This window comes from Vibrio profundum, assembly GCF_050337555.1.
GTDB classification, from domain to species: Bacteria; Pseudomonadota; Gammaproteobacteria; order Enterobacterales; family Vibrionaceae; genus Vibrio; species Vibrio profundum.
In genome coordinates this window covers 1-13,952 of record NZ_JAKJTA010000010.1, presented here as the reverse complement: position 1 = coordinate 13,952, position 13,952 = coordinate 1, and the positions used below count along the sequence as shown (strand labels likewise).

The 13,952-nt window shown below is 45.2% G+C and carries 17 protein-coding genes, 1 tRNA gene and 1 pseudogene; 5 read left to right on the top strand and 14 right to left on the bottom strand.

Going from position 1 to position 13,952, the window contains the following annotated elements; all coding sequences use genetic code 11:
• Positions 1–2: 2 nt before the first annotated feature.
• The 10 genes from L4C34_RS10755 to L4C34_RS10710 form a co-directional block, all read right to left on the bottom strand.
• Complete coding sequence (locus L4C34_RS10755) at positions 3–1,094, bottom strand: flagellar basal body P-ring protein FlgI (RefSeq protein WP_428789348.1); 1,092 nt, start codon at positions 1,092–1,094, stop codon at positions 3–5.
• Between the two features lie 48 nt (positions 1,095–1,142).
• Positions 1,143–1,931, bottom strand: a complete 789-nt coding sequence (gene flgH / locus L4C34_RS10750) for a flagellar basal body L-ring protein FlgH (protein ID WP_428789510.1) — start codon at positions 1,929–1,931, stop codon at positions 1,143–1,145.
• Positions 1,932–1,952: 21 nt separating this feature from the next.
• Positions 1,953–2,741: a flagellar basal-body rod protein FlgG gene (flgG, locus tag L4C34_RS10745; protein WP_428789347.1), complete on the bottom strand. Its 789-nt coding sequence runs from the start codon at positions 2,739–2,741 to the stop codon at positions 1,953–1,955.
• A gap of 22 nt (positions 2,742–2,763) precedes the next feature.
• Complete coding sequence (flgF, locus tag L4C34_RS10740) at positions 2,764–3,513, bottom strand: flagellar basal-body rod protein FlgF (protein ID WP_428789346.1); 750 nt, start codon at positions 3,511–3,513, stop codon at positions 2,764–2,766.
• 220 nt (positions 3,514–3,733) lie between these two features.
• On the bottom strand, positions 3,734–5,038 hold the full coding sequence (flgE, locus tag L4C34_RS10735; RefSeq protein ID WP_428789345.1) for a flagellar hook protein FlgE: 1,305 nt from the start codon (positions 5,036–5,038) through the stop codon (positions 3,734–3,736).
• Positions 5,039–5,065: 27 nt separating this feature from the next.
• The gene (gene flgD, locus L4C34_RS10730) at positions 5,066–5,773 is read right to left on the bottom strand and encodes a flagellar hook assembly protein FlgD (RefSeq protein ID WP_428789344.1); all 708 of its coding nucleotides are present in this window, start codon (positions 5,771–5,773) and stop codon (positions 5,066–5,068) included.
• 11 nt (positions 5,774–5,784) lie between these two features.
• Entirely contained in the window at positions 5,785–6,201 is a 417-nt protein-coding gene (flgC, locus tag L4C34_RS10725; RefSeq protein ID WP_428789343.1) for a flagellar basal body rod protein FlgC, read from the bottom strand.
• A 4-nt stretch (positions 6,202–6,205) separates the two neighbouring features.
• Complete coding sequence (flgB, locus tag L4C34_RS10720) at positions 6,206–6,601, bottom strand: flagellar basal body rod protein FlgB (protein ID WP_428789342.1); 396 nt, start codon at positions 6,599–6,601, stop codon at positions 6,206–6,208.
• A 221-nt stretch (positions 6,602–6,822) separates the two neighbouring features.
• On the bottom strand, positions 6,823–7,653 hold the full coding sequence (locus tag L4C34_RS10715) for a protein-glutamate O-methyltransferase (protein ID WP_428789341.1): 831 nt from the start codon (positions 7,651–7,653) through the stop codon (positions 6,823–6,825).
• A 10-nt stretch (positions 7,654–7,663) separates the two neighbouring features.
• The gene (locus tag L4C34_RS10710; RefSeq protein WP_428789340.1) at positions 7,664–8,590 is read right to left on the bottom strand and encodes a chemotaxis protein CheV; all 927 of its coding nucleotides are present in this window, start codon (positions 8,588–8,590) and stop codon (positions 7,664–7,666) included.
• A 77-nt stretch (positions 8,591–8,667) separates the two neighbouring features.
• Between L4C34_RS10710 and flgA the strand changes: the two genes are divergently transcribed.
• From flgA to flgN, 3 genes are all read left to right on the top strand, one after another.
• A complete protein-coding gene (gene flgA, locus L4C34_RS10705; protein ID WP_428789339.1) occupies positions 8,668–9,411 on the top strand; it encodes a flagellar basal body P-ring formation chaperone FlgA in 744 nt (247 codons plus the stop codon).
• A gap of 121 nt (positions 9,412–9,532) precedes the next feature.
• Positions 9,533–9,862 carry a flagellar biosynthesis anti-sigma factor FlgM gene (gene flgM / locus L4C34_RS10700; protein WP_428789338.1) on the top strand — a complete coding sequence of 110 codons (330 nt, stop codon included), beginning with the start codon at positions 9,533–9,535 and terminating at the stop codon, positions 9,860–9,862.
• Between the two features lie 16 nt (positions 9,863–9,878).
• The gene (gene flgN / locus L4C34_RS10695) at positions 9,879–10,304 is read left to right on the top strand and encodes a flagellar export chaperone FlgN (RefSeq protein ID WP_428789337.1); all 426 of its coding nucleotides are present in this window, start codon (positions 9,879–9,881) and stop codon (positions 10,302–10,304) included.
• A 77-nt stretch (positions 10,305–10,381) separates the two neighbouring features.
• Here the strand turns inward: flgN and flgP are convergent, their stop codons facing one another.
• Positions 10,382–10,813, bottom strand: coding sequence for a flagellar assembly lipoprotein FlgP (gene flgP / locus L4C34_RS10690; RefSeq protein ID WP_428789336.1), 432 nt, complete (start codon positions 10,811–10,813; stop codon positions 10,382–10,384).
• Positions 10,814–10,824: 11 nt separating this feature from the next.
• On the bottom strand, positions 10,825–11,460 hold the full coding sequence (locus L4C34_RS10685; protein ID WP_428789335.1) for a FlgO family outer membrane protein: 636 nt from the start codon (positions 11,458–11,460) through the stop codon (positions 10,825–10,827).
• A gap of 185 nt (positions 11,461–11,645) precedes the next feature.
• On the opposite strand from L4C34_RS10685, the gene L4C34_RS10680 reads away from it, so the two are divergent.
• Both L4C34_RS10680 and L4C34_RS10675 read left to right on the top strand, forming a co-directional pair.
• Entirely contained in the window at positions 11,646–12,752 is a 1,107-nt protein-coding gene (locus tag L4C34_RS10680; protein ID WP_428789509.1) for a flagellar assembly protein FlgT, read from the top strand.
• Between the two features lie 53 nt (positions 12,753–12,805).
• Positions 12,806–12,882: transfer RNA gene (locus L4C34_RS10675), tRNA-Arg, on the top strand.
• Positions 12,883–13,013: 131 nt separating this feature from the next.
• On the opposite strand, the gene ybiA is transcribed toward L4C34_RS10675, so the two are convergent.
• Together ybiA and L4C34_RS10665 are read right to left on the bottom strand one after the other, a co-directional pair.
• The gene (gene ybiA / locus L4C34_RS10670; protein ID WP_428789334.1) at positions 13,014–13,568 is read right to left on the bottom strand and encodes a riboflavin biosynthesis intermediates N-glycosidase; all 555 of its coding nucleotides are present in this window, start codon (positions 13,566–13,568) and stop codon (positions 13,014–13,016) included.
• Between the two features lie 142 nt (positions 13,569–13,710).
• A pseudogene (locus L4C34_RS10665) lies at positions 13,711–13,952 on the bottom strand (IS5/IS1182 family transposase); the annotation flags it as partial.

Genomic DNA, 13,952 nt, shown 5'->3' with positions numbered 1-13,952 from the left:
GCTTAGATAATAATCAGCTGGCCTTCAATGGCCCCAGCTTGCTTTAACGCTTGTAGTATCGCCATCAGATCCGAAGGTGCAGCCCCAACCTCATTAACGGCACGAACCAATTCATCCAATGTTGGGCCAGGCGCAAACTTAAACATCTTTCCTTGCTTTTCCGTCACCTGAATATCGGAGTCTGGCGTTACCACCGTTTGCCCCCCAGAAAAAGCATTAGGCTGGCTGACATTGAGGTTCTCTTTAATTGCAACCGTCATGCCACCGTGAGTCACTGCGGCAGGCTTTAATCGTACATGGCTACCCACAACAATTGTTCCGGTGCGCGAGTTAACAATAATTTTCGCAGGACCGTCAGCGGTTTGAAATTCTAGGTTCTCGACCGCAGATAGGAAAGCCACGCGCTGGCTTATGTCTCTTGGTGCGCGCACTTTCACTGATGTTGAATCGATAGCCGACGCCATATTGGGACCAAGGAAATTATTGACCGTGTCCGCCATTCTCTGAGCTGTAGTAAAATCAGGGTCAACTAAATTGAAGGTGATATAATCGCCACGACCAAATGGTGTCGGCACTTCTTTTTCCACCGTTGCCCCTGACGATATTAAGCCAACCGCCGGATTGTTGCCGACCAATTTAGAACCATCGGCTCCTGTAGCGCTGAATCCACTAACCACTAGGTTACCTTGAGCAATGGCGTAAACCTTACCATCGACCCCTTTCAAAAAGGTTTGAATCAAAGTACCGCCCCGTAAACTTTTTGCCGAACCAATAGACGAAACGGTCACATCAACCGTTTGCCCTTGTTTCGCAAAAGGGGGTAAATTTGCAGTTACAATCACCGCGGCAACATTCTTAGTTTTGGGTTTGGTTCCGGGTGGCAATTGAATGCCGAAGCTTGCCAGCATGGCGTTAAAACTTTGGTCGGTAAACGGGGTAGATTCACCCGTGCCCGGCAAACCGGAAACTAAACCGTAGCCGATTAATTGGTTGCTTCGCACTCCAGCAACTTGCGACACATCTTTAATTCGAGCAGCATTTGCCGTCAATGCCAACAGGCTCAAAACTATTCCGGCTATGCTCCACTTATTCATCCGATATCCCTTACATCTACCAATAGAGGCGTCAACGCTCCGTCACTGTTACAAAGCAACATTAAAGAATCGTGCCAAGAATCCAGGCTCTTGCATATCTTGGTTGGTTCCTGTGCCAGAATATTGAATTCGTGCATTAGAAATCCGGTTAGACGCGATGGTGTTGTCATGCGAAATATCATCAGGACGGATAGTTCCGCTAAGGCGAATATATTCGTCACCCGCATTGAGAGTCAGCCACTTTTCTCCTCGTATTACGAGATTACCGTTGGCAAGCACCTCAATCACCTCAACGGTAATGGAACCACTTATACTATTACTTTGATTGGCCGCTGCACTGCCGCTAAACTTGTTATCGTTAGAGAGTTTGTACGAAAAGTTGTAGTCTTTAATTTTGAGCTCTTTTCCACCAACTTCCAACGGATCCATGGAGGCATCGTTTTTCTTCGATAGATCCGCATCAGCGCTTTTTGCCGCTTTCATGCTTTCATTCAATTCAACGGTAATAATGTCGCCGATACCCATCGGCTTCGAGTCATCGTATAGGCTGCTCGCTTGTATTGAGCTAAATAATGATCCTGTTTCAGCAACATAATGTGAGGGCTTGTGTTTGGGATGAATCGGTGCCCACGCTGGGTCACCGGCAATTGGGTCCGTTCGGCCACGTAAGGTATCCACAATACCACCTGAAGACGATTCTTCTTGCTTGGCTTTGTCACCTTCGACAGCATCGACTGTTGTGGTGCCTGACACTTGTTCCGGCGTTTCTATCGGCCCATCAATGAGCGCACACCCAGACATCAGAGTGATCATCACTAAGAATACAATACGCAACATATTCATCCCCTCACCTTCAACCTAAAGCTGTTGGTTTACGAAGCTCAGCATTTTGTCTACGGCAGAAATCACTTTTGAATTCATTTCATAAACGCGCTGCGCTTCAATCATGTTCACCAGCTCTTCCGTAACATTGACGTTGGAAGTTTCCAGCATAGATTGGCGGACATCACCAAACCCATCGAGCCCGGGGACACCCTCTTGTGGATCACCACTCGCACCTGTCGGCAAATACAAGTTTTGCCCTATCGGCTCTAACCCACCTGGGTTGATAAAGTCCGTCGTCGTTATTTGGCCCAAGACCTGATTATCTTGCTGACCTCGAACACGGGCTGAGACTTCGCCATCAGTCCCAACCGTCACACTGATCGCATCCTGTGGTATCACAATTTCTGGTTGTAACGCATAGCCACTGCCCGACGTCACGATCATGCCTTCATCATTCAAAGTAAACTGACCGTTACGCGTATAACCGATGTTGCCATCCGGCATAAGTATTTGAAAAAATCCATCGCCTTCGATCATCATGTCCATCGAATTAGACGTGGTTTGAACATTACCATTGGTAAATACTTTTTGCGTTGCTACGACCTTAGAACCTGCACCCAGCATCAACCCACTTGGCATCTCAGTGTTTTGCGAGGACTGCCCACCCGGTTGGTTAATATTTTGATAGAACAAGTCTTCAAATACTGCTCGGCCTTTTTTAAACCCTATGGTTGAGGCGTTAGCTAGGTTGTTGGAAATCGTAGCAATATTAGTTTGCTGTGCATCTAAACCGGTTTTACTTACCCATAATGCTGGTTGCATAATTCTCTCCTCACATCAATCACTAGCTCATTCGCAATAGCGAATCAGAGGTTTTATCCATGTCTTCTGCGGTGTTCATCATTTTCACCTGCATCTCAAACTGACGCTGAATGTCGATAAGGCTGGTCATTTCACCAATGGCATTGACGTTACTGCCCTCAACGGCCCCTGTTAACAGTTTCACTTGAGCGTCTGCCGTGTACACTGCATTGGGATCTTTCGAGCGAAATAAACCATTCGCATCTTTATAAAGAGTGCGATTATCTGGCTTAGTTAGTTTAATACGGTCGACCACTTCAATCGCATCGGCGGGTGCTCCTTGTGGAACAACGGAAATAGTCCCATCTTTACCGATCTCGACTTTACTTATTGGTATTGGGAGCGTAATAGGTGCACCAGTTTCACCTAATACAGCGTGACCGCTGCTGTTGGTCAATAATCCATTCGAGTCGATATTTAAATTGCCGTTGCGGGTTAGGCCTTCTTTTCCAGTTTTGTCCATCACCGAAATCCAACCATCGCCTTGTACAGTGACATCCAAATCTCGGCCAGTCGTGACCACACTGCCTTGCTCAAAATTATGCCCAGGGCGCTCAGTCATGCTAAACACTCTAGAAGGCAAACCTTCACCGTAGGCCTGCATTGAACGTGCTTGCTCTAAATCCGCGCGAAAACCAGTGGTGCTAACATTCGCTAGGTTGTTCGCCCGCAACTGCATTGCCTGCATATTTTGCTTAGCGCCGCTCATTGCCAAATATAATGCGCGATCCATAAATTGCTCTCCATATCGACTCTAATAACCAAGCACTGAGAGCACTTGGGTACAATATGTAAAGCAATTCATGTGCCAACGAATATTGGCCGTTTAATCAACTAATTATGTTGATAGATGGGAAGGACATTGAAGCCTAGAAGAAAGAAAGAAAGGAAGCGGCAATAAAAAGTTCCAACTTTGCCTCGTTAGAGCTCTTTATTGCCGCTTGTTTATCACGTTAGCGGATTTGTAGAATATTTTGTTGAAGTTGGTTGTGTACTTCTAGCGAACGGGAGTTAGCTTGGAAGTTACGCTGAGCACTAATAAGGTCAACCAATTCTTGGGTCATATCAATGTTCGATTGCTCCAAGGTACCGCTGTTGACCGAGCCAAATGAGCCCTTGTTAGATTCACCCCAAATTTTATGCCCGGAGAATTGCGTAGCATCCCACTGAGTACCACTTTTCTTATCCAAACCTTGCTCGTTGGCTACTCTGATCAAGGCCATACGGCCTAAGGTAATATTTTGCCCGTTGGAATACGTCCCTAATACGCTGCCGTTTTCATCAAAATCGACTTTGGTCAAAAAGCCCGTTGTCGCGCCATCTTGGTCGAATTTGGTCAATTCAAATGGAGCCGCAAATTGTGTTGCTGAGTCTAGTTTAAACGAGATAGTTTGTGAGCCATCAGCTCCATTGAGATCAACCGGTACAGCCCCAGAGCCTAGCGGCTCAGACAGAACTTTTTGACCATTATTAATACTTTCTAACGTCCCATCATTATTGAACTTCATTGTATGACCAATTTGTCCAGTCGGTGTAGTCGCGTCCCCGCCAACAATATTGATTGGTTTTTCGCCTGTCGCATCCGTCACTGTGTAATACGCTTGCCATGTATTGGCCTGAGTTTGGTCTTTCAAGTAATACGCGGTTAATTTATACGAAGAACCCATTGAGTCATAAATCGTCGACGATGTGGAACGGTTATAGGTTTCCGGATCGTTAAAGTCGAACAATGCAGGATTTTTCAGGTCGCCATTCGCCGGTAGGTTAAAACCCGCATCGACATTAGACGTTTCTTTCGGCTTACCAAATTCAGCTGGGATACTAAGAGGAGAAGGCTCATACGACAAAACATCTCCCGTATCTTTGTTTACTTGATAACCAAGCACAAATTCGTCTTGCGATGTCACCATATAGTTGTCTTTATTCAGGTGAAATGAGCCGTTACGAGTTAGCTCGTTTTGCTGAGGAACCAATCTATCCTTTGCGACAGCAAAGAAGCCTGTCCCTGCAATACGTAAATCCATAGGGTTATTGGTATACACACTAGAGCCTTCATGGAATTGTTGCGCAACCTTATTGGCTTGAACCCCTTGCCCCGGCGTCGTTTTCGCCTGTGTAAACAACGAATTTGAATAAACGTCACCAAATTCTGCACGCGACTCCTTAAAACCATAAGTGTTCGCGTTAGCAATATTATTACTGGTGGTATTTAAATCTAGTTGCGCGGCCGATAATCCGCTCAAAGATATATATGACATATTATAATCTCCTATCTGGCTAGCGAGTTACGCTTTGCCTACTTCTAGTACTTCAGAAAGTCGAACTGGCGATTCAAATCCAGCCAGATTAAGCAGTACATTTCCATCACCTTTGCCCAACAGCACGCTGTTTACATTGGCATAACTTGACACTTCAAACGCTTTGTTTGCGCCGTCAACTAGCCCAGATGCTGAGACTTTATATTTACCTGCTGGCAAGAAATTTCCTTTGCCGTCTTTGCCATCCCATTCCACCCGGTTATCACCAGCAGGCTTGGCCCCGACATCGAATGTTCTTACTAACTGGCCGGCTTCATCTTGTATCCGAACCAGCACATTCTTCATCGATTCAGGTAACTTCACCATGGCCGCCATGCCGCCATCGGCTTCTTTTAAGCCGGCCGCTCCCGGCACCAATACATCACGTCCGACGAGCGTCGATGCCTGTAATGCTTGATTAGAAGTCATTGAAGAATTGAGGTTCTCAAACTGATGATTCATTTTCCCGATGCCGTCAACCGTTGCGAAAGACGCCATCTGAGCAATCATCTGATCATTACTGACAGGTTTAAACGGATCTTGCTGTGCAAGCTGCTTAGTCAGTAATGACAAGAAATCTTCTTGTTTGAGGTCCTGCTTACCCGTAGTTTCTTCGGGTTTATCCTTATCTTGCAGCGCTTTCAATTGATCGAGATAGGATAAGCTGCTTTGACCAAGTTTATCTATACCAGCCATACGCTAACTCCTTATTGCCCCATCTGCAGCGTGCGCAGCAGCATTTGTTTACTTGCATCCGCGACCTGCACATTCGTCTGGTATGAGCGAGAGGCGGAAATCATATTGGCCATTTCTTCCATTACATTGACATTGGATTTGTATATGTAGCCTTCTTTATTCGCTAAAGGGTGTTCCGGGTTATACTCCGCCGTCAATGGCTTGTTACTTTCAACGATGCCAAGCACTCTAACCGGCACCGTATCATCATCGTTGTACATCGCCTTATTGAGCTCTGCGCCAAAGATTGCGTGTCTGGCTTTATAAGTGTCTTTCGCCGAGCTCGATACACTATCAGCATTGGCCAAGTTACTAGAGGTCGTGTTTAGACGAACAGACTCGGCACTCATCGCTGAACCAGTCACGTCAAATACATTAAATAAACTCATCTAGCTACTCCCCTGTAATCGCTTTGGTCAAATTCTTAAATTTGCCGCCTAAAAAATCCAGCGACGCTTGATGGCGAATTTGATTTTGCATAAACAAGTTACGTTCGAGATCAACATCAACCGTATTGCCATCCCCTGTATCTGGTTGGGTTGGTACGCGGTAAAGTTTCTCTCCCGTGACTGCGAATGTGGCAGGAATGTGCCGACCATCGGTGCGGCTCAGTGAAATCGAAGCGCCAGACGTTGCCGCTTGCAACGCTTTACTGAAATCCATTCCTCTTGCTTTATAGCCAGGGGTATTAGCCTGAGCAATATTCGTCGATATCACCTCAGCATTGCGTTCACGCACGCCAACTGTGTACTGATGAATCCCTAAAGCGCTGTCAAAAGAAATAGCCATATTCGCCTCTACTTAACACTGTCCTTATCTACCCTAAATATTTAGCAATATGTATACCAACTTATAAACTCAAAATACATTTGCTCTTGGTTACTATTGAGAAAGAAATAGAGCAAGAACTGCTCCAACGCCCCTTCATGTACTCTGCACAGACTCAATAAGCTATCACCTAGTAACAAAAAACCCAGTGAAAACACTGGGCTTGTTAAGTGAGCTGCTGTTTATAACAACTTATAAATGATGCCTGGATTGCAACGAACCATCTCAAATCTATCAGTCAACCCAGTTAAAGACTCCGATGCCCCGAGCAACAGGTAGCCCCCTGGGTTTAAACACCCAGCCATTTGATTCAAGACTTGAGACTTCATATCAGGGGAAAAATAGATCAATACATTGCGGCAAAAAATAATATCGAACTTACCCAGCAAAGTGTAATTCTCCATCAGATTTTGCGGACGAAAGTTCACCAAGCGCTTCACGTTGTCTTTCACTTTCATCCGGCCATCTCCGGCGTCTTCAAAAAATGTACGACGACGCTCAGGCGACAGGCCTCGCCCCAACGCTAAGTTGTCATAAATCCCAGCGCGACACATATCTAACATGCTGGCTGAAATATCTGTGGCCGTAATTGCAACGCTGGAGATCATTCCTGGTTTTCGCTGCTGCGTCTCAAGTGCTGTCATTGCCATAGAATACGGTTCTTGCCCCGATGAACTTGCCGCAGACCAAATCTTGACCGAGCGTTTATTGTTCGCCGCCATCTCCGGCAATAATTTTTCAGCAAGCACGGCAAATGGATAGGTATCACGAAACCACAGCGTTTCGTTCGTGGTCATGGCATCCACCGCGGCTACTCTCAATTCGCGATTGCGCCCAGAGACAACATCTCTAAGCAGATCTGATAAAGACGCCAAGCTGAACTTAGACACTAAAGGACTAAGCCGACTACGAACTAGATACTGTTTGCTGTCCCCAAGAACAATGCCACACTGGGACTCTAAAAAACGACTAAAGTCGCGATACTCCTGATCGCTTATAGTGATCGCTGTCATTAATATCTCTTTATTTGGTTACCGCAGCTTTCACGGCATTACCAAGTTCGTCAGGATTAAATTTCGCTATGAATGCGTTAGCACCCACTCTCTCCACCATAGCTTGGTTAAAGACACCACTCAACGATGAATGCAGAATAACGTATAAATCTTTAAGCTCGGCATGACGCCGGATTTCCGCTGTCAGCGTATAGCCATCCATCTCTGGCATCTCAATATCCGATATCACTAAGGAAATTTGATTGTAAATACTGCCCTCGGCACTCATTTCAACCAATTTGTCGTAAGCTTCTTTGCCATCTTTCACCGCAATGACTTCAAACCCAATCGAAGTGATCGCCCGCTCGACTTGACGACGTGCGACCGTGGAATCGTCGGCAATCAAGATCTGGCGAACAATTTCATTCTCAGCCTCAGCTTCCGCGATTTCTTCACCTATCGACGAATCCATGGTCTCATCCATTGGCGCGATTTCCGACAAGATCTTCTCTACATCAAGGATTTCAACCAGTTCATTATCGATATTTGTGACTGCAGTCAGATAATTAGCTTTACCCGCGCCATCAGGCGGTGGCAGAATAGCCTCCCAGTGCATATTGATGATACGTTCCACCGAAGTCACCAAAAAGGCCTGAATAGTTCGGTTAAACTCTGCAATGACCACAAAGCACTTTTCCACCTCGACGGTTTGTCGCCCTCCTATCGCCAAACTTAAATCGATAACGGAAACAGTATGCCCACGAATATGCGCCACCCCTCTCACCAAGCGGTGTAAATTGGGCATGGACGTGAGCTTCGGGCATTGTAGAACCTCTTTCACCTTGAACACGTTGATCCCATAACGCTGACTGCCCATCAGCCGAAACGTCAATAGCTCAAGTCTATTTTGACCAACGAGTTGCGTACGCTGATTCACCGAATCAAGAATACCCGACATAAACCCATCTCCATCTCAAACTTGTATAATAAAAGTGATAGTCTAAATTTAGGCGAAGTTAAAACCAGAGAGTTAGAATGTTCGACTTCAATATACGTTCATATCCTTTGTCCATTAAGTGTAGAGCTTTATTAAAATATTTTTACCTGAGTATCAGCTTTTTCTGTTTTTTCTTTGCAGGCAACGTTTATTCTGCCACCCAAGAACAAATTGTAAAAATACAACAAGCCGCACAAAATCATGTACTCAACACGGTTAATGCACCTGCGGGTAGCCAATTAAGCGCCCACGCGTCCTATATTGACTCTAGGATACGAGCAACCATTTGTAAGCTTCCTTTAAAAACATCGTCATCAAACAATTCGACGACGAGCAGTAACATTACCGTTCTCGTTGAGTGTCCGAGCGATAATTGGAAGGTCTATGTTCCAGTAAAACTGACGCTGCTTGGCCCACAGATGGTGGCAAGTAAAAGCCTCAACCGGGGGCAAATTGTCACCGAGCAGGACATTTCTACGGCCATGGTAGATCTGTTACGTCAGCGCAGGCAAGGCTTCTCTTCAGCAAGTGGAATTGTGGGCTCAAAATTAAAGAGAAACGTGCGAGCTGGGGAAGCCATTGAAAGTAATGACATTTGCTTAGTATGCCGAAATGAGAACGTCGTAATCCGAGCCGTTGCAAATGGAATGGCCATTACCACGAAAGGAACCGCCTTATCTGATGGCTCACAAGGCGAACAGATAAAAGTGAAAAATAGTAAATCCAACCGTATAATTGAAGGAAGAGTGACAGGAATCGCTGAAGTAACCGTACAGTTTTGATTGCCCAACAGAACGTCCAGATTCATGTAGATGAATTGTTAAGCAAAAAGTACTAAAGTAATTCCTTTCTATGTCGATACTACAACTGTACAGGTTCGGGTTTTTGTAATAAGGCTAATTTATGGCAGGTATAGATAACATACGTTCTGGCCAATCGATGACCTCGTCTTCGACGAGAGACTCCTCTCGATCTGAGGCTAGATCAACGGGGAACACAAAGAGCGCGGAGAAACAATCAACCGTGCGTAATGAAGATGCTGTTTCGCTCAGTCAGCAAAGCAAAGATATTGGTAAAATGCACAACCAAATGGCTGCACGACCAACCTTTGACAGCGCTAAAGTAGCTGCCATCAAAGAAGCAATCGCAAATGGCTCCTACTCTGTCGATCCAGAAAAGCTGGCCGATAACATCATCAAGTTTGAACATGAGCTCAGAGGTGCCTCTGACTAACAAGAGTAATGGATAAATGGCGGCATTAGACAGCCTATTAGATTTTCAACTCAAAAACGCTCAAGATCTTTCTTTATTGTTGGAGAAAGAAAAGCTCGCGATCACCTCACGCATAGCAAAAGACATCGAAAAACTAGCCAACCAGAAATTAGAACTCATTTCCCAACTGCAAAATACCGACCAGCGTATTGGTCAACACCCCGACTTATCTAGCCTGGATAGTAACCCAACCTTCAGCCAAAAAGTGGATGTAATTCGATCCATCGTCCATGATTGCCAGCAAGCCAACATCGCCAATGGCGAAGCGCTACAACGTGCCCAATTAAGCTTTAACAAGCTAAACAACCTGATGCAACAAAGCCAAGGAAAAATGGGTATGACATATAATGCGGGTGGACAAGCGCAGACTATTTCCACATTAGGCACCAACATCAAAGCCTAGTGAGTGATCTCTAAAAAGATAAAAACCCAAAGCGGTAGATTAATGGCCGCTTTGGGTTTTTATCTTTAGCCTTTTGCTTAAAACAACGTCTGCTGTCGGTTTTCTGGCACTTGCTGCACTTCACCAAATTCACGCAGTTTGTTCATTTTTAAGATATCAAGTCTCAACTCTGTTACATAACTGTCGCCAACTTTGTAAGCTCTGACTACCTCGGCGCCGCGAATAACGCCATCTACCGCCCCGGAAGTTAATTCAGTGCCCAGCCTTTGGTCTTTAAGATCTGCTCTGCCGCTGACACGCATACCATAGACTTGTTCTGCCAACTCTCTATAAGCGTCAATTTTCGATGCACGCATCGCTCTGACTTGCTTCTCAGCAACGTTACGCCCTTTTTGCTCACTAATACTGGCATAGCCAACTGCCGTCAGCCAATTTTCTTGGCGAATCGCTGTTAGCGGCTGACACCCTACAGTCAAAATAACGACGATGATTAATAGACACTTTTTCATAACCACACTCCTTATGGTCGCAAAATCACGGTATAAGGCTGGCGAATCGTCGGATCTGAGCGAATAATCACTCCATCTTCTGTTCGCATACTATTCAAAGTATCCAGATCTCGTCCAATCCTATCGGCAGGGAGGAAACCTTGAGCGGTCGCAACCACAATTCTGGACTGCATCCCCACCACACGGGCGTTGATTAAAACACCACCTTCTTGACGCAACATGGTTCCAGTTAACACATACTGGATTTCCTGTTCCTGAGCCAAATCTTTCCAATCGCGGCTGAACGCAAAATCACCTTGTTGAGTCACCTGAATTGAGCCCGTTGTTTTAAAATCTACAACCTTAAATCCGCGCCGCTGAAACTGATAAATAAAGCCTTCAGAGACCGAATTTCCTAGCCAGTTCGTCGCATCAAGATTTTGTAAATCAACAAAAGAAGTCACTGCTATCGGTGTTCTGGCGGACACGCTAGTATTCGAAACCATCAAATCTTCCGTCATACTTTGTATGAAAAAATCTAAGGTATGGCGAGGACTTTCCATCAACATAAACTGTGACCCATTGTACTGTTCTTTACCATTGTAAATAGGGGCATAAGCGCAGGCCGTAAGTAAGACCACAGGTAGTAAAAGTAGCCATTTTTTCATTCTCTTTTTCTCCAGAGTTCCAATCTGATGCGAACTGATTAACATCCTGACTCAGCTGGAACATTAATTGCTTTCCTGATCATAGTTACATTTTGAAAGCAGTGTTTAGAGTCACTGAAAATAAACTAGCAATTTTTGTACCCGAGTGGTGATACCTTATGAAAAATCGTTTCCTATTATTTCTGATGAGCTGTGTTTGGCTACTCTTCTCTAGCCAAACCATGGCCAATTGGTATGAAGTGACTGGAACCTCAACCGTCGTTGCGTCTAAAGAGGTAGCCAAGGTGCATGCTCTCGAAGATGCCATTTACCGCGCTGTCACCTTTTCAGGAGCTGATATCGCCAGTATTAGTAGTATTCGTCCACTACTGCATGCCGATCAAAAAGAGTACCAGTTTGCTAACAGCGAAGTGCGCTACATCTTGGTTAACCGTTATATCTCCAGCAATAACATCATGTACGCGTCGATTCGGGTAGATATCTACCCATCGGCAACAGGTTGCCACATCAGCCAATATAAAAAGCCGCTTCTGCTCAGCAATATTGATATCGTGGCGCCTCAGCAAGCAGTCATGGGCCAAATTTATTCCGTCGGCGACGACTTTACCAAAATCGTCAACAACCAGATCAGCGAGCAATCGGCGAGCTTCATTTCCGTCGGCACCACGGATTATGCTATCCCTGAAAACGACCCAACTCGAATCCAGATGATCTCGCAAGATACTGGCGCTCAATATGTCGTTACTGGCGAAATCACCGATCTCACCGCAACCGTTGAAAGCAAGTTGCTCAAAAGCGATGTCATAAACCGCCAATTTGCTCTAGACGTAAAAGTATATGATGGCAAAACTGGCCATCGCATTTTTAAGAAGAAGTACCGTGAAGTTGCAAAGTGGCCATTTGCCAAAACAAGCCAAGTCGATACTCGAAGCGCGCGCTTTTGGGCATCAACCTATGGCGAGACATTAGTCCGGGTTAGCCGAAATATTATGCTCGATCTTGAATCGGAGCTAGCGTGTAAAATTACCCTTCCAGAAGTCGTGGCCAAATTTGGCAACCAAGTGACCATGGACCTTGGCCGTATTCACGGTGTCAAAGTCGGCGATAAACTCCATTTATGGCATACCGGGTCATTTATTGACCAACACGGCTTACCACGTACCAAAGTGTCACAAACCGATATCACCTTAACCGTAACTCGCGTGTACGAGAGTGGATCAGAGCTCAATATCGATCAGGAAGACATGGCATCTAGCGTGCAGATTGGCGACGTTATGAACAAACAGAGCTAAAACAAAGAATTGAGGGTTAACTTCTTTGATCATTTTAGTATGATAGAAGCTAAGCTCCCGTGGCACAGCTGGATAGCGCAGCCCCCTCCTAAGGGGCAGGTCGAGTGTTCGAATCACTCCGGGAGCGCCATATTTAAATGGCTAAGCGGTGAGTAACCACTTAGCCTTTTCTCTTTTTAAATTTCTGTGTAGCAAATATGTAGCAGATTTTTTGTTGAATAAAAAACGATAGTGTTACTCAGTACACAAAACTCATGCGGACTATCTGGGGTATTTTAGCTGCTCACGTACATTCATTAGCGCATAACCCAGTAAATTGAGCCCTTGCCAGTTTTTCGGTACCCATGCGTTGGGATCATCAGCAGCTAAACCTATCCCCCAAATTTTATCTACTGGGCTTGCCTCGACTAGCACTCTAGTATCAGTACTAAGTAAAAAATCCAAAAGCTCGGGATTTTTCTCAAACTTAAGTTTATTTGCTCTAACAACGATCTCAAACCGCTCTCGATTCCATATTTCTTCATCAAAGTTACATACCTTCCGACCAAGCATTTTAACCTCATTCGGATGGCAGCTATTAATGACTTTCTGAGCGATTTCGCTGCCATCAAATAACGTCGCTTTGTGATACATCATGTAATGCTCAGCCGTAGCAAAGTGAATCCCATTTTCTTGAAAAGGAGAATCATACCATTGGCTTAAGCAACTTTTTGACACACCAGACTTGGGCTTCTGATGCCCCCAAAAGAATAAGTATTCTGATTTTCCACCTTGAGATAGAAGACCTATAAGTTGTTCATTCGATTGAACTCGCACGAATATCTCCATATTTAGATTCATATGGTATTACGACAAAATTTAAAAGAGGGAGTCGAGAGCTATCAGGAGCGACGCGTTTGAGAAGGGCGTTGTTGAACAAATCAGGTTGAAGACAGATCTTACCTACGCTTAGCTTCCGTTAGTGTCTAACAGGCATACCTAGTCCTATGACTTTGTTCATGGCTTTGACATTAGCGAGTGCCTCACCGACTTGAGCGTTGTAATGCCTTAAGCTCAATTGACCGCTAGTGAGTCCTTTGTATCGAGACATGGCCGTCTCAGACAGGGAGCGGTCATGGTAACCAGAGTCGATTTTCCATTGGGTTAACGTGTCATTTTTTAACGCTTTAACTGCTTCGTTTCTTGGGTGCCCATCATCCC